General features: G+C 45.4%; 14 protein-coding genes. 8 read left to right on the top strand and 6 right to left on the bottom strand.

The window, feature by feature from the left end; translation table 11 throughout:
• Window positions 1-3 precede the first annotated feature (3 nt).
• From HQQ92_RS18565 to crp, 4 genes are all read right to left on the bottom strand, one after another.
• Window positions 4-1,332, bottom strand: coding sequence for an ATP-binding protein (locus tag HQQ92_RS18565; protein ID WP_131523982.1), 1,329 nt, complete (start codon window positions 1,330-1,332; stop codon window positions 4-6).
• Entirely contained in the window at window positions 1,329-2,003 is a 675-nt protein-coding gene (locus tag HQQ92_RS18560; protein ID WP_131523983.1) for a response regulator transcription factor, read from the bottom strand. The genes HQQ92_RS18565 and HQQ92_RS18560 overlap by 4 nt, the downstream gene beginning before the upstream one ends.
• Window positions 1,984-2,331, bottom strand: coding sequence for a PepSY domain-containing protein (locus tag HQQ92_RS18555; RefSeq protein ID WP_105250261.1), 348 nt, complete (start codon window positions 2,329-2,331; stop codon window positions 1,984-1,986). Before HQQ92_RS18555 ends, HQQ92_RS18560 begins: the two co-directional genes overlap by 20 nt.
• Window positions 2,332-2,413: 82 nt before the next feature.
• Complete coding sequence (crp, locus tag HQQ92_RS18550; RefSeq protein WP_006080082.1) at window positions 2,414-3,049, bottom strand: cAMP-activated global transcriptional regulator CRP; 636 nt, start codon at window positions 3,047-3,049, stop codon at window positions 2,414-2,416.
• Between the two features lie 431 nt (window positions 3,050-3,480).
• Between crp and HQQ92_RS18545 the strand changes: the two genes are divergently transcribed.
• Window positions 3,481-4,260: a tetratricopeptide repeat protein gene (locus HQQ92_RS18545; protein ID WP_105250260.1), complete on the top strand. Its 780-nt coding sequence runs from the start codon at window positions 3,481-3,483 to the stop codon at window positions 4,258-4,260.
• Window positions 4,261-4,379: 119 nt separating this feature from the next.
• Here the strand turns inward: HQQ92_RS18545 and thpR are convergent, their stop codons facing one another.
• On the bottom strand, window positions 4,380-4,931 hold the full coding sequence (gene thpR, locus HQQ92_RS18540; RefSeq protein ID WP_173247530.1) for an RNA 2',3'-cyclic phosphodiesterase: 552 nt from the start codon (window positions 4,929-4,931) through the stop codon (window positions 4,380-4,382).
• 200 nt (window positions 4,932-5,131) lie between these two features.
• Here thpR and HQQ92_RS18535 point away from each other — a divergent pair, with 200 nt between their 5' ends.
• From HQQ92_RS18535 to HQQ92_RS18505, 7 genes are all read left to right on the top strand, one after another.
• Window positions 5,132-7,351 (top strand): bifunctional diguanylate cyclase/phosphodiesterase, encoded by a 2,220-nt coding sequence (locus HQQ92_RS18535; protein WP_173247527.1) that lies wholly within the window; start codon window positions 5,132-5,134, stop codon window positions 7,349-7,351.
• 127 nt (window positions 7,352-7,478) lie between these two features.
• Window positions 7,479-10,025: an ATP-dependent helicase HrpB gene (hrpB, locus tag HQQ92_RS18530; protein ID WP_173247524.1), complete on the top strand. Its 2,547-nt coding sequence runs from the start codon at window positions 7,479-7,481 to the stop codon at window positions 10,023-10,025.
• 91 nt (window positions 10,026-10,116) lie between these two features.
• The gene (mrcB, locus tag HQQ92_RS18525; RefSeq protein ID WP_173248724.1) at window positions 10,117-12,435 is read left to right on the top strand and encodes a penicillin-binding protein 1B; all 2,319 of its coding nucleotides are present in this window, start codon (window positions 10,117-10,119) and stop codon (window positions 12,433-12,435) included.
• 158 nt (window positions 12,436-12,593) lie between these two features.
• On the top strand, window positions 12,594-12,872 hold the full coding sequence (locus HQQ92_RS18520; RefSeq protein WP_006084190.1) for a peptidylprolyl isomerase: 279 nt from the start codon (window positions 12,594-12,596) through the stop codon (window positions 12,870-12,872).
• 79 nt (window positions 12,873-12,951) lie between these two features.
• Window positions 12,952-13,347, top strand: a complete 396-nt coding sequence (locus HQQ92_RS18515; RefSeq protein ID WP_105250257.1) for a DUF2391 family protein — start codon at window positions 12,952-12,954, stop codon at window positions 13,345-13,347.
• Between the two features lie 159 nt (window positions 13,348-13,506).
• Window positions 13,507-13,737 (top strand): hypothetical protein, encoded by a 231-nt coding sequence (locus HQQ92_RS18510; RefSeq protein ID WP_173247521.1) that lies wholly within the window; start codon window positions 13,507-13,509, stop codon window positions 13,735-13,737.
• Between the two features lie 424 nt (window positions 13,738-14,161).
• A complete protein-coding gene (locus tag HQQ92_RS18505) occupies window positions 14,162-14,863 on the top strand; it encodes a DUF3581 domain-containing protein (RefSeq protein ID WP_131525486.1) in 702 nt (233 codons plus the stop codon).
• Window positions 14,864-14,946: 83 nt separating this feature from the next.
• On the opposite strand, the gene HQQ92_RS23880 is transcribed toward HQQ92_RS18505, so the two are convergent.
• Window positions 14,947-16,251, bottom strand: coding sequence for a PAS domain-containing methyl-accepting chemotaxis protein (locus HQQ92_RS23880; protein WP_131525487.1), 1,305 nt, complete (start codon window positions 16,249-16,251; stop codon window positions 14,947-14,949).
• Window positions 16,252-16,300 lie beyond the last annotated feature (49 nt).

Raw genomic sequence — 16,300 nt, 5'->3', positions numbered from 1 at the left:
GGGCTAGCTAAAGGTCAGCTCGATCCTCAATCCACCTAAGCGAGTGCTGTGATTAAACTGCAGTTCAATCTCGTATTGCTCGGCAATTTCTTTTACTATTGATAATCCTAAACCGTGACCCATCACAGACTCATCAAGCCTTGTTCCTCTTTGTGTGAGCTTATCTAGCTCATCATCAGCAACCCCTGGACCATCATCATCGATACAAAGGCAGAGACGCTCTTGCTGACGCGATAGCTGAATGCTGACTCGGCTCTGGGCCCATTTAAAGGCGTTGTCTAGCAGGTTGCCTAAGAGCTCCATGCCATCTTCCCTGTGAATAGGCAGTCTGAGAATATTGGGATCGAGTTCGAAATCGCATTCAATGGATTTGTTGCGGTGAACCTTATTTAGCGTGTTGGCTAGGCTATGTAAATCCCTAGGGATCACCAATTGCGCAGCAGGAAGCATATCGCCTGTGATCCTTGCCGCCGCCAGTTTGCGCTCGACCATCTTGTGGATAGAATCCAGCTGTTGCTGCAAGGCAATGGCAGTTTCAGGATCTTTGAGGCCAAGAGCTTCAACCTGTTGCTGCATCACGGCAAGTGGCGTTTTGAGCCCATGGCTCAAATTACCTAAGTTATTGCGGCTACGTTCAATTTGCTTGGCTGTGTACTCAAGTAGTTCATTATAGGTTTTTGCTAATGGTTGTACTTCAGGGGGAATATTATTGAGCTCCAGTGCGTTAATTTCCCCTTGTCTTAGCCGAGAAAGTGCGTGCTGTATGTGCTTAACTGGCTTAAAGGATTGACGTAGGATCAAGAATATCCCCGCGATCATAGCAACTAACATCGCCAGATTGACACCAAGCTTAGTGCCATAAACCTCGCTAAACACGCGTCTACCGATACTCAAATCTTGCGCAACGGTTAAGGTGGCGCTAACATTGGCACTGCTGGAATTTAATCCTAGTGATAACAACTGCATATCGTTATTTTTTGGCCCTTTAGCTTGCCAGACGCGGGTTTGATTCGGTGCCAGTGGCTCGATATCTAACTGCATATCCCACAGGGAGCGTGAGCGAATCACTTCATTTGGCAGGTTAAGCTGAAAATAACGGCCTGAATAGGCGGGCTTGTAGAAACTGGAAAGCTGGCTTTGATCTATGCTGATCTCCCCATCGTGGATATGGGTTGCCAGCATGATATGTTCGAGATCTTCTTCTAAGCGATTGATAATAGAGTCGTGGAAGGCCTGACGTAGCATGGACTCAAACAGTATCAGCCCAATTACAGTACCTAACACGAGTAAGCCAGTTAACCATAAACTGAGCTTAGTGCGGATCGAGATCATTCAATAATGCCGTGGAAGATGTAACCTTGGCCGCGACGGGTTTCGATCGTGGTTTTACCCAGTTTCTTGCGTAGATGGGTGACATAAACCTCGACCACATTACTCTCTTTTTCATCGTCAAACTGATAGAGCTTATCGGTTAGCTGCGTCTTAGATAGCAGCTTCTTAGGTGACATGAGGAAGATTTTTAACAGCCTGAATTCCATTGCTGTGAGTTCATACAGTTGCTCGGCCACTTTTACCGTTTGTTCTGCTTCATCTAAAACCACGCCACCATAACTCAATTGTTTACTTGAGGTGTTTAGACGACCATGTGCACGGTGGATTAAAGCTTGGATTCGGGCCAATAATTCCTGTGCGTGGAAAGGTTTACCTAAGTAATCGTCGGCGCCAGCATTAAAACCTTCTACTTTTTCATGCCATTGGCTGCGGGCAGTCAGCATGATAACTGGAGTGCTGATCCCTTGATTTCGCCAGCCTTCGAGCAGTTCGAGGCCGTTGCCATCGGGCAAACCTATGTCTAAGATTACGCAATCGTATTGGGTTTCTTTGATCAGATAATCGGCTTCAAGCGCTTTGTCTGTAATATCGGTTACATAGCCAGCGAGTTTGAGTTGTTTCTCCAGCTCGGTGACTAGCATTGGGTTATCTTCAACGAGTAACAGTTTCATGTTTTCGACATTCGCTCGGTAGTGCTATTGATTGATCGGCTTGACCATTAGTTGCATCAATACTGAGATTAACGATTTGGCCACGCTGAACTTTGATTTGCAAATCATAGCGCCATTTATGATCTTCTTGATAGAGATGAGCATCAATTAGTTCACCTTGGCAAAATTGGTTCACTACGGCGAGTGTACCGTTTAAGGACAATATTTGCCCAGAGTTAACTAACGCCTTGGCTTGATAATGTTCTAATTCAATAGGTTCGGCATGCAAGATTATTGGATGCACCAGCGTGAATAGGCTGAAAAAACAGATTAAAAACAGCCGTTTCATTTGAGCTCCCCAATAAAAAATGGCCTAGAATTTATTCTAGGCCACTTTAATAAGGCAGGCTTAAATCAAGCTGAAGACTAACTTAACGGGTACCGTATACCACGATTGTCTTACCATGAGCTTGGATCAAATTCTGTTCTTCTAACATCTTCAAGATACGACCCACAGTTTCCCGTGAACAGCCAACGATTTGGCCTATCTCTTGACGAGTGATCTTAATCTGCATGCCATCAGGGTGTGTCATAGCATCAGGTTGTTTAGCCAGATGTAATAGAGTTTGAGCAATACGGCCTGCAACGTCTAAGAATGCAAGGTTACCCACTTTCTGGCTGGTACTTTGTAGGCGATAGGCCATTTGTGCAGACAGCTTCATCAGAATTTCAGGGTTAACTTGAATTAACTGTCTGAATTTCTTATATGAAATCTCAGCGATTTCACAAGCTTGCTTAGCACGAACCCAAGCGGTACGTTCGGCTTGTTCTTCAAACAAACCTAGTTCACCGATAAAGTCACCTTGATTCAGATAAGAAAGGATCATCTCCTTACCTTCTTCATCTTTAATCAATACCGCTACAGAACCTTTTACTATGTAATAAAGGGTATCTGAGTCTTCACCAGCATGGATAAGAGTGCTCTTTGCAGGGTACTTATGAATGTGACAGTGTGATAAAAACCATTCCAAAGTTGGATCAGGTTTTGGCTTACCAATCAGAGCCATGTTGGTGTTCCTCGATTGATTAAAACGAAAGTAAGAGTATTCTAAATAAGCATTTTACGTCAATTAAACTCACAAAAACTTGATGGAAGTCTTAGTTTAGAATAAGTGAATAAATGCAATTAACCATCTAAAATTAGAGCTTATTTTGCTACTTTAGTGATTTAAGTCAACTAAATCGATATGAAACTCGCTGGATTCACTTAACTCTGTCGAGTTAATCACATCTTACCAGTCTATTTCAGCAGTTTTATTATAGATTATGAATAAAATATGCCACTAAATTACACAATAACATGTTTCACTTTTTAAATTTGACATTCCATTTGGCTTAGCTTCCCCCATTATCCTGAGGTTTGTGTGTATTTAGGCTCGACTTATGGGGTTAATTCTGGCTAACTTTGAGGGCAGTTGTTTTTAAGAGAGGTAAGCAAGTGAAATACAGATTATGGGTTTTAGGTGCAGGTTTAAGCTTAACAATAGGGCTGAGCTCTGCGGCGCACGCATTTTCTATCCCGCAGCCAGCAGCTGAACTTGCGGCCAGTAAGTTTGTGCATATTCAAGTGACGGCAGAGCAAGGTGATGCCGATGCCCAATTTTTGCTGGGATTAATGTATCTCTCTGGACGTTTTGTGTCGCAAGAAGTGCCCACTGGATTGCACTGGATCTCGCTTGCCGCCGAACAACAGCATGAAAAAGCGCAGCAAACCTTAGCGGATCTGTCATTTGAAGGCCAATTGATCAAGCGTGACTTGTCAGTCGCTGAGCATTGGTATAAAGCGTTGAGTGAGCAGGGCAGTCGTTGGGCTCAATTCCGTTTAGGCTTTATTTATGCGTCTGGCGGTGACGGTGTGCAGCGCAACTGCGGTAAAGCGGTCGAGCAATTTTCCCAAGTGGGTGATGATGTTGCTTTGGGCAATGTGGCGTGGATTTTAGCAACTTGTCCCGAAGCAGAATATCGTGATGGCAATAAAGCGGTCGAGTTGTCCTTAAAATTACTCAAAGTGAATGAAAACGATCCTACAAATCTTGATAATTTAGCCGCGGCTTATGCGGAGTTAGGCGATTTTGGTGCGGCTATTTCGACGCAGCAGAAAGCGATCGAAGCGTTGAAAATGAATGCTGAAATGACTAAGACTGATGAGTTTATGCTGCGGTTACAAACCTACGAGCAAAAGCGTGCCTATCGCGAAACCTTACGTTTACTCGAATAGGGCTTTCTTCATCATCGCTCTCTAGTTAACTGCTATTTTTATTCTAGTATTGATTAATGGATTGATTCATAAGTTTAAAAATAAAGCCTGAGTGGATACTCGGGCTTTTTGTTTTTGATTTAAAGCTCACCGAGCGCCCACGAATCTAGGATGTGATATTCGACACCCGTGCTTGTGCTTTTTGAATGATATAAATGCAAATTATCGGGCGTTAACGTCAGCGTATTAATACCTTTGAGTTGCAATAAAGCCGACTCATCTAGTGTCCATTGTTTTGCTTTTCTAAATAAACTGATGTGCGGGCAAAAGTTGTGCTCATTCCGATGTAATTGCAGTCGGTCGGCAATTTCTTGCGTCTGTTTAGCTAATTGCACTAACGGCGGCTCAATATCATCGCCTTTCAAGCAACATACTTGCGCATTGGGCCATACATCGAGCTGGTTAAGCCGAACGCTAAATCTTGGCTTCACTAAGCGGTCAACCGCATCAAGGAGGGCGATTTTTTGCTCGTTGTTAGCTTGACCCATAAAGCAGAGCGTTAAATGCAGATTGCTGACACTCACCGCTTTCGCCTCAGGATTAAGGTGGCATATCAATAGCTGCTGCAATTCACTTAGATATACCCTTTGACTATCTGTGGGAGCGAAGCCGAGGAATAGCCTTTGTTGCATCGGTTTATCATCCTTTTGGAGGGCTTAATATGGATTATCTCAGCGAACACTTTGACGTTAAGCGCATTTGAGCGTTAATCTAGCTGTTGAATTTATCAGCTAATTTGTGACTCAAGCAGACGTTTAATTCACTGTGAGCCTATACTTAATGCACGTCGATAATACCTTAAATGGATTTTTAGGTAAGGAAGAGACTTTTCATGTCAGTAGGTTTAGCTAATCCACTCCAACAGGCTTTGGTCAGTATTTTTAGTGAATCCCCGCTAGAAACCTTAGAGCAGAATGTTGACAGAGCGCTTGAGACTATTACTTTGCAACTGCATTGTGACGGGGTATTTGTATTAACTGGAAGCCAGTCACTGGATCGTTTACGCACGCGTAATCTGTATTTAAAACCTCAATTTGCCCAAGGCCAACAAACCCGAGTCTGGCCCTTGGCACGAATGCCATTTTTTCGCTCTCTTGTCCGTACTCCGCGTCTATTAAATCTGGCTGATGTGAATACCTTGCCTGCCGATGCTCAGGCTGAGCGAGCTTTATTAAGGGATTGGGACGTCAAGAGTCTATTAGTATTGCCGCCAGTCGTGTTTGGTGAAACCCGTATTGCCTTGGGGGCCGTCAATTGCTCAGAATGTTGTGAATGGAGCGAAGAGTTTATAAGTGAGTTTAATCACGCCGCTGTGATGATTGGCTCTGCGATGGAATTGACGCGTATCGCTTTGAGCATGCTTGCCAGTGAACATAAATACTGTGAAGTATTCAACCAGTTGCCCTTAGCTTGCGCCTTGTTAGATAAGCATGATCAATTGACTATGCTGAATAAAGTCGCTCTGCAAACCCTGCCAATTCAACATGGCTATGATTTATTCGACATGGTGCGTGAGGAAGAACACGCCATGCTAACCGATACCTTACATGTGGTACGAGAAGGTGTGCTCGGCCAAGCTTGGTGTGAATTACCTTTAAAATCAATTCATCAATTAACTTGGTTGAAACTGAGTTTTAGCCAGATTAGCGGCGATAAAGATACTTTAGTCATGATTGCCGAAGATGTCAGTGAAAAGTACCGCTTAGCCGATGAGTTATCCTTCCATGCCAATTATGATGCACTTACGGGTTTACCTAATCGGCTACATTTTGAAGCCCTATTAGAAAACCTATTACACGCCCACGATGATATGCCTATTTGCGTGGCATTTCTCGATTTAGACCAATTCCAAGTCATTAACAATATCAGTGGCCACCAGGCGGGCGATAAACTGCTTTGCCAAGTTGCATTACGTTTGAAACAGCTCGTACGTAAAGGCGATATTGTTGCCCGTTTAGGGGGCGATGAGTTTGGTATCCTGATGCATTACTGCAATGTGGACTCTGCGAAACAGATTGCTAAGCGGATTTGTACCCAGTTAGCAAATCATGAGTTTATTTGGGAAAGTCGTAGTCACAATGTCAGTGTCAGTATGGGGATTGCTAGGCTAGATAAAAAATCCGCCGATATTTATACCGTCATGAGTCAAGCTGACGCTGCTTGTCGATTGGCGAAGGATCAAGGCCGAAATGGCTGGCATTTATACAGTGCGAGCGATCCTAAAATGAACCGTCTCTACACCGAGATGATGGCCTCTGTAGATATCGTCGGCGCACTCGCGTTAAACCAATTCGAGCTTTATTTTCAAAGCATAGTGCCGTTAAACCGCGATGAAACTGGCTTACATTTAGAGATCCTACTGCGTATGGTGCAGACTAACGGCACTATAGTGTCTCCTGCTATCTTCTTACCCGCCGCCGAGAGATACAACTTGGCTTCTAAGGTTGATCTTTGGGTGATCGATAATTTGCTCAAGTGGGGTGGTAGTCATTTAGATATTTGGCAGCAATTGGATCTTGTGTCTGTGAATCTGTCGGCAACTTCTTTGGGCGATCATGAGTTTATGAATTGGCTAGAAATGCGTTTGATGGCCGAACCTGAGCTGGTGGATAAGCTTTGCATCGAGATCACTGAAACCGCGGCTGTGAGTCAGCTTGATCAAGCGACAAAGTTACTCGAGATACTTCGTCCGCTCAATTGTAAATTAGCCCTCGATGATTTTGGTGCAGGCTTTTCTAGCTTTGCTTACCTTAAGCGCCTCAATGTGGATTTTGTAAAAGTGGATGGCCAATTTGTCGTCAATATTTGCGAAGACTCTGCGGATCAGGCGATCGTAAAATCCATCTGCCAACTTGGTCAAGATATGGGGTTTGATGTGGTTGCTGAATTTGTCGAATCCCAAGAAATAGGGTGGAGATTGCAAGCCTTAGGCGTCGACTATGCTCAAGGTTACGCCATCAATAAACCGATACGCTTAGCTGAACTACAGTCAGGGCTCAGTCAACCTTGGCTCGAAAAGCGTGAGATTTTTGCTCCCTATCCACAGCTGTAATCTTGGGCATGGCAGCCTTGAGCTGTTACTTATGTCAGCACTGACTTGATAATGTTTGCTGCGAAATGGTACTCAAAGCCGATTGTTAGTACACTGACGCCCTGTCTTGGCCGCTGATGTCTTTTTCTTGAACTCTCTACCTATTCATAGCTTATTAGCACCGCTGCGCGCGGCTTTTTCTCGTCACGCTCAAGTGATCCTCGAGGCACCGACAGGTGCGGGTAAATCAACGGCGTTACCTTTGGCTATGTTGGATTGGCCAGAAATCAGCGGACGCATTTTAATGCTCGAACCGCGGCGTGTCGCGGCGCGTAGTGTGGCGCACTATATTGCCAGCTGTCGCCAGCAAAAGGTGGGGCAAGAAGTCGGCTATCGCGTCCGCGGTGAAGCTAAAATCAGCGCTAATACCCGTTTAGAAATTGTCACCGAAGGCATACTGACGCGAATGATCCAACAAGATCCCGAGTTAACTGGGATTGGAATGATCATCTTCGATGAAATTCATGAACGTCACCTCACCACAGATTTAGGTCTTGCCCTAGCGCTCGAAGTGCAAGCTTCACTGCGGGACGATTTAAAGATATTAGCTATGTCAGCGACTTTATCAGGTCTTGCCTTAGCTGAACTCATGCCAGAAGCGGTAACCTTGCACAGCGAAGGCCGGAGTTTTCCTGTCGACATCGAATATCGCCCTGTGCCAACTCAGCAGCATTGGATCGATCACCTCGGCCGCTGCGTGCTCGAACTGGTCTCGGCCAGCAGTGTCAGTGTTGATAAAACGGCTGCCAATAATGCCGTGCTCGTGTTTTTACCCGGTAAAGGGGAGATCTTACGATTACAGCAGTTTTTGCGCGAGCGCTTAGCGGACGATGCCTTTTTGATTTGCCCTCTTTATGGTGAACTTTCAGGTGCCGAGCAAGATAGCGCGATCGCTGCAACTATAGATGGCAGGCGCAAAATCGTGCTAGCGACTAACGTGGCGGAATCGAGTTTAACTATTGAAGACATAGGGTTTGTCATCGACAGTGGCTATAAACGACAAGCGAGTTTTAACCCTAAAACCGGTGTCACCCGCTTAGGTTTGAAACGTATTAGCCAAGCCTCCGCAACCCAGCGCAGTGGCCGCGCCGGACGTTTATCAGCGGGTGTGTGTGTTCGCCTGTGGAGCCAAGAAGAACATGGCCGCATGCTCAGGGCCGATGAACCCGAGATCAGCCAAGCGGATCTGGTGGCTATGGCCCACGATTGTGCTTACTGGGGCGCAAAATCCTTTAGCGACTTGATGTTGTTAACGCCGCCACCAAGTGTGCATGAGGCGTTGGCGTGGAAACTGTTACAAGATTTAGGCATGGTCGATACTCAAAATAAACTCACTCCCCACGGTAAAGCGGCCTACGAGCTAGGGTGTCACCCAAGGCTTGCACATATGTTATTGGGCGCAAAAAGTTTGGGCTCAAACAATGGGGGAGTCAATAATGCTAACGAACAAGCAACGCAATTGGGCAGTTTGGCCTGCTTGTTGTCGGGGGTTTTAGAGGCGCGCGGTTTGCCTAAAAAGGGCGCCGATATTATGAATTACCTGCACTTTGCCTGTCATGGACAAGCTGGGCAACAGGCAAAACAGTGGCAGAAAAAGCTAGGATTAGCGGCGGATTTGTCTAAGATAGCGACCCATGCACACCACAGCGATGTGGGGTTGTTATTAGCACTTGCTTATCCGGATCGTATTGCTAAAGCCCGCGGTGTTGAGGGCTACCAATTAGCCAATGGTACTGGCGTCGTGCTCGCAGCCGATGATGCATTGGCGCAAACGCCGTGGATGGTGGTGGCGGATTTTCAAGAAACTGAAGGCAGAAACGCTGGGCGGATTTACTTAGCGAGTCAGCTTCAGCCAAGCTTGTTCGACGGCGAGCTAAAAGGTTTACTGGACATTCATGAGATTTGTGGCTGGGATGAAGCTAAAGGTCGAGTGATTGCGCAGCGCCAATACAAGGTCGGACAAATTTTAGTAAAAACCGAGACGATTGCTAAGCCTGAACGTAAGCAAATTGTCGCGGCCTTACTGGGCTATATTCGCCAGCAAGGATTACAAATCCTCAATTGGAACGCTAACTTAGAACAGTTTCAATACAGGCTCAAACTGGCAACTGAGTTTGACGTGGGCAGTGACTGGCCCAAGGTTGATGATGAAGCATTATTAGCGAGCCTAGAAACTTGGCTGGCGCCTTACCTCGAAAATGTGAATAATCTGCCGCAATTAGTTAAGCTTGATTGCTTTGGTTTTGTGGCAAACTGTTTGAGCTGGCAGCAGAAACAGCGACTTGACGAGTTATTGCCAACTTCCTGGCCGTTAGTCACCGGTACCTCTGCGCCAATAGTATACGACGAGTCTGGGCGTGCGCTACTGCGTGTACGTCTGCAAGAAACCTTTGGCATGGCGCAGAGTCCTATGTTGGCGCAGGGCAAACTAAAGGTGACGATGGAATTACTCTCTCCGGCCCAGCGTCCATTAGCCTTGACGGCAGATTTAGCCAGCTTTTGGCAGGGACCTTATGTGGAAGTTAAGAAGGAAATGCGCGGTCGATATCCAAAACATCTGTGGCCAGACGATCCTGTGAATACACTGCCGACAAAATTTACCAAGAAGAAAACCTTGGGTTTAGCTCAGCCCTAGCACCACGCCGCTGGTTTTATAACATTTTGTTATGAAACACTTTGATTCGCACCACGTTAGCTTTGTGCCTATGGCTGATGTCTTTAAATGCATGAATGATGAAGTAGATATGACAACTAAGACGACAAAAAAATCACCCGCTTCCCGTCGGGCTAATCATGGCCGCGGTTTATTTCGACGAATTTGGTCTATCAGTTGGAAATTAGGCTTGGCTGGATTAGCTGTAGTGACTTTTTACAGTATTTATCTTGATCAAATTATTGCGCAAAAATTTGAAGGCCAAAAATGGCATTTGCCCGCGCAGGTGTTTAGCCGCTCTATGGCGCTGTACCCCGGTGCGGCAGTCAGCCATCCACAAATGATGGCTGAGCTTAAGTTGCTCGGCTATCGCAAAGTCGCTAACCCACGCCAAGTGGGAGAGTTTTCGGCATCGAGCACTCGTATTGAATTGTGGCGTCGGCCGTTTTTGCATCCTGAAGGCGATCAAGTCGAACAAAGAGTCATGATCAGCTTTGACAGCAATGGCATCAGTTCGGTCACTCGAGTCTCAGACAAGCGTCAACTTGCCGTATTCCACCTTGAGCCAGTATTGCTCGACCGCATTATTACTGGCGACGGTGAAGACAGGCTGTTTGTGCCGACCGAAGAAATGCCAAAGTCGATCGTGCAGGCGTTACTGCTGGTGGAGGACCGTAGCTTTTACGAACACCATGGTGTGAATCCATTCGCGATTGCGCGCGCGGCTTTTGTGAACATCAGCGCCGGTCGCACTGTGCAAGGTGGCTCGACGTTAACTCAGCAGTTAGCGAAAAACTTTTTCCTTTCGAGTGAGCGTTCCTTGCTACGTAAGGTGCGCGAAGCCTTAATGGCGGTCATTATTGATTTTCGTTACAGCAAAGACGAAATCCTCGAAGCGTATCTTAACGAAGTGTATATGGGGCAGGATAAATCCCGCGCCGTCCATGGTATGGGGTTGGCCTCACGTTTCTATTTCGGCCGTCCTATCAGTGAGTTGACTATCTCCCAGCAGGCATTCTTAGTGGCTGCGATTAAGGGACCGTCTTACTACAATCCATGGAAATATCCGGATCGTATTCAAGAACGTCGTGATCTGGTATTGCGTTTGTTAATGGATGCGGGGGATTTAACCACGGCTGAGTACAAGGTGGCGGTAGAGTCACCCTTAGGGATCCGTAATCTCAATAAACCAGCACATCAAAAATTGCCTTCTTTCTTCGCCTTGGTAAAACAGGAAGTGAACGAGCGTTATGGCGATGCGCTATTGAAGCAATCTGGGGTGAAAATCTATACCACGCTCGATCCTATGGCCCAAGAAGCCGCCGAAATTGCGGTGACTCAAACCCTCAAGAGCTTAGATAAGAGCAATAAATCATTGCAGATTGGTATGGTCGTGACCGACAAATACACGGGCGGTATCGCGGCTATGGTCGGCGATAAAACCCCAGGATTTGATGGCTTTAACCGCGCAGTTGAAATTCGTCGTCCTATTGGCTCGTTAATTAAGCCTTTTGTGTATGCTACGGCTTTGGCACCTAATAGCCAATTTACCTTAGCGACCCCTCTTAAAGATCAACCTATTACCTTGAAAAGTGAGCAAGGTAAGACATGGTCACCACAAAACTTTGATAAGAAGTTCAGTGGTCAGGTGCCTTTATTAACGGCATTGAAAAAGTCGATGAACGTACCGACGGTAAATCTTGGAATTGCTGTGGGTGTGGATGCGGTTGCAACAACATTGGCTAAATCGGGTTGGCAGGAGCCGTTAAACGAGTATCCCTCCATGTTACTCGGCGCCGTCAATGGCTCGCCATTAATGGTAGCGCAAGTGTACCAAACCTTAGCTGATAGCGGTGTTTATCGTAAGTTAACCACAGTGACCGCTGTGCTAGATTCTGATAAGAACCCATTGCCAGTGACGCGATTGCCTAAAGAGCAAGCTATAGCACCTGAGACAGATTTCTTAATTCAATTTGCTATGCAGCAAGTAGTGAATACGGGAACGGCGACGCGTTTAGGTAATGCTTTCCCTGGCGTTGGACTGGCGGGTAAGACTGGCACCAGTAACGACAGCCGCGACTCTTGGTTTGCGGGCTTTGATGAGCGTAACGTCGCCGCCATTTGGGTTGGTCGTGACGATAATGGCAAAACCAGTTTGTATGGTAGCAGTGGCGCCATGGCCGTGTATCTTGCCTTCTTAAAGGAACGTCCACCTATTAGTCTGCGCTCAATCCCAGTAAGCGGCGTAGTGAAGGGCTTTTTTGACCGAGATACAGGTGTGGCTAAGGAATCCACTTGCAGCAATGTCGATGCGCTTCCGGCATTAGCTGCGACCTATCGTCCTGTGAATAACTGCGGCGACCCTTTGCAGTGGTGGCAGAAAATTTTCTAGGTTAATAGGTCGATAATGGGCCAATAACGCACTTATGCGTTGGATATAAAACCTTTTAGTCAGTAGAACCTGTGCCGATGGAAGTGGTGTGATCGAGGGCAAACTCGGGGCGCCAATCTTCCCTTTGCACGGGACGTTAATCCAAAGTGAGAAATGACATGTTTAAAACCGCTGCCGCCGTGCATATTTTAGTGAAACACAAAGAACAGGCTGAGGATATTGTTAAGCAGCTGAATAATGGTGCTAATTTTGCTGTGCTCGCTAAGCGTTTTTCCTCTTGCCCCTCGGCCAAAAAAGGCGGCGATTTAGGCGAATTTAAAAAAGGCCAAATGGTGCCACAGTTCGATAAGGTTGCATTTTCAGGTGAATTACTGGTGCCACATATAGTGAAAACTAAGTTTGGCTGGCATGTGGTTAAAGTGCTGTATCGCACTTAATACCCCAGTAATAAGCGCATCTTCACCGAACGTTATTTTCGACTAATCAAATAGATTGGAAGATTAGGGAGCGATCAGCATGAAATTTAGTTTTAACACCGAAGATGCGAGCCAAGTTTGCGTAGGGGCTTTTGCCCTTGCGGTCCCCGTTGCATTTTCTGAGGAAGCGTGGCATCTCGGTGAGACTTTACCTTTATTGAATATCGGTATGCTTTTTAGTTTATCGCTGCTCTTTCTTGGGGTATTCACCTATCACAGCGTGTTCCAACAGAATATTGCTTCCCGCGTTCCTGTGTTTATTTTTCGTATCGTGGTGGCGTATTTGCTCACTGCCCTCGTGGTTTTCCTCGTGCTACTTTGCCTCGATAAAGTGCCATTTTTTGAGGACCCACTAACCTCTATAAAACGGATCATAGTGATCACTATGCCAGCCTCTATGGGCGCTATTGTTGTGGATAGTTTTGATAAAGAATGACACTGTTTCGCTAAATCTCATGACTTTTGTCACTGGTTGATTGCGGTTGTCTTGCGCATACTTATTTCCATGTTCTGACTTTGACATTGATTAAGCGTCATAAGCAGATCTAAATTTTGAGCTTGATAACGATAACGCCAATAGATAAAGGAAATGACTATGAACACTGGTGCCCTCGCTTTACTTATCCCAATATTTGCAATTGTTGGCGGATATGTGGTCGCTATAATGAAAATTCGCAACAAACAAGGTGTGTCGACGCGTGAGCAAGTGGCCGAAAACCAAGCTTTGCAGACCGAGTTAGCCATCCTTCGTCAGCGTATCGAAGTGCTAGAGCAGTTAGCCACTGACGATGGTTTTCAGTTAAAGCGTGAATTTAAAAAGGTCTAACGATTTATTCCTTGGCTTATCGGTGGCTAGGCAATACTTACGTTTTAGATGTTATTTGTTCTGACAAGGTATTGCTCGCCAAATGAAAAATGATGTTGAGTTATTTTAAATGAGTCACGAGTGATGAAAACGGTCTTATTTAGCTAACATTTCTGCGGCATTATCGGCTGTAATATGTCGCGTCATCTCGCCATAAAGGCTCTATCTTGTATAAAATTCCGCCTAATATCTGCAGAATAAACCTGAAACGTCAACAGATCCTGATACCCCTGTCATTTGTTTGGCTTTACAAATGTGGGCAGGGTGTTACTTTGTACGCCTTACGTGGGTCAAGTCATCGGGTGAGTTAAATACCTAATTTAAGGTAGACTCGTGATAATTTTGTTATCCATCCCTGTATTGAGTTATTACAAATAGAGTTTATATGTTTCTAGCGCCTTATTTTTCTAAGCAAAATCAAGCTATTTCCGTTTCAGCACAACAAGCCAGTGACTTCGCGAAGAAAATTGCGCAGGACTTTAATCCTATCCACGATGTGGGGGCAAAACGCTTTTGCGTACCGGGAGATTTACTGTTTGCCCTAGTATTGACTCAATATGGTTTGAGCCAGAGCATGAAGTTTAGCTTTGCGGGTATGGTGGGTGATAGCGTCGAACTGCAATTCCCTGAACAAGTGAGCGAGAGTTTTTCGATTCGCGATAGTCGTGAAAAAACCTATCTTAATGTCAGCCGTCATGGCGATGTGAGTTGTTGCGATGCGCAGACCGAATCCTTTATTCGTCAATATGTTGCTTTCTCTGGGCATAATTTTATCGATATTCTGATCCCTTTGATGAAACAACATCAAGTGATGATTAACCCAGAACGGCCTTTAGTGATTTACGAAAGTATGTCGTTTGACTTAACTACCCTCGATTTTGTGCAAGTGACCTTATCACTCGTTGGCCAAGATTTAAAAATCGACGGTAAACGTGGCGATGTGACATTGCATTTTGAATTACACAGTGGCGACACTTTAGTTGGCACAGGTATCAAAACCTTAGTGATGAGTGGATTACGTGCTTACGATGAGGTTCTTGTACAGCAAATGCGCGCCACCTATGAAGGTCGTAAAACTGATTATTGATTGACGTAAAAGCAATAGGTTGGCGTTTTGTCTTTTAGATAAAGCGCCATGCAATCCTTGATAGCGCGATTAAATGTTAGCAATTAATTGTTATTGACTGATAGCTGCGACACGATTGCTGAGACGTTTTCCGCGCCGCTACGTATTTCTCCCATCACCAATGTTACCTCCGCTAACTGTTGTTTTCCTTCCAGTGCAATACCTTCAACTTCGTTCATCATGCTAGTTGCACTTGTGGTGAGTTGTGTATTTTTAGTGACGACGGCGGCAATCTCACTGGTTGATTTACTGGTCCTGGAAGCAAGCTGCCTTACTTCATCGGCGACAACGGCAAAACCTCGGCCTTGTTCCCCCGCTCGTGCGGCCTCAATTGCGGCATTTAATGCCAGTAAATTAGTTTGATCGGCAATCGAACTAATGGTTGCGACTATGGCTTGAATACTTTGAGATTGTTCATTGAGTTGAGTTATCGCCAAGGTCGCTTTATGGGTTTGCTCGGCAATAGCATTAGAGGTATTTACGGTCGCATTGAGTAAATGTACGCCTTGTTCTGCTTGCTCGACGGTACGTTGTGACGTGGTCAATGCAATATTGGCGGCTTCACGTACAGCGTGGCTTTGCTCGATCCGTTTGCTGATATCGCTCGCAAATTTAATCACTTTAACCACTTTACCTTGCTCATCCATAATAGGATTGTATGCTGCTTCTAACCAAATCGAATCGCCATAAGCATTTTTACGTTCAAAGAGACCGCTGCTATATCGACCTTGCTTTAGATCGTCCCAAAAGTGTGGATTTTGTCGATAAAACTCATCAAAACAGAAAATACGATGGTGTTTACCAATAATCTGCTCTTTGCTAAAGCCCATTGTCTTTAAGAAGTTAGTATTGGCTTTCAAAATCGTGCCATCGGTAGTGAATTCAATAATGGCTTGCGAGCGATTCAAGGCATTAAAAATGGCCGCTTGGTCGTCAAGTTGGTGCTTATCTTGGGTGATATCAACGGCTGTTTTCATTATTTTAACGACTTTACCTGCCTGTTTGATTGGGAAGTAAGTGGCTCTAAGCCAGATCTCTTGGCCATTTTTATTCACTCGTGCAAAATTACCTTCCTGTGGATGACCTGCTTTTAGATTGCTCCAAAATTGCTGGTAGGTAGCAGAATTACCATAAGCCGCCGAGCAAAATAGCTTGTGATGTTGGCCTACGACTTCATTAAGTGAATAACCTACCGTTTTTAAAAACAACGCATTAGCATCGAGAATTAAACCATCAGGCGTAAATTCTACTGTGGCAATACTGTGCTTAATCGAGTCGATGATCGACTCCGCCTCTTGGCGTTTACTTTCGCTCACTTCTAGGCTTTTACGTAATGAAGAGTTGAACACTGAGATACTCCTGATGAGTCTAACTGACTCAAAAACTGCAGTTCTTTAT

This window comes from Shewanella sp. DC2-4, assembly GCF_013248875.1.
In the GTDB taxonomy this organism is placed as follows: Bacteria; Pseudomonadota; Gammaproteobacteria; order Enterobacterales; family Shewanellaceae; genus Shewanella; species Shewanella oncorhynchi.
This window is presented reverse-complemented; position numbering and strand designations above follow the sequence as displayed.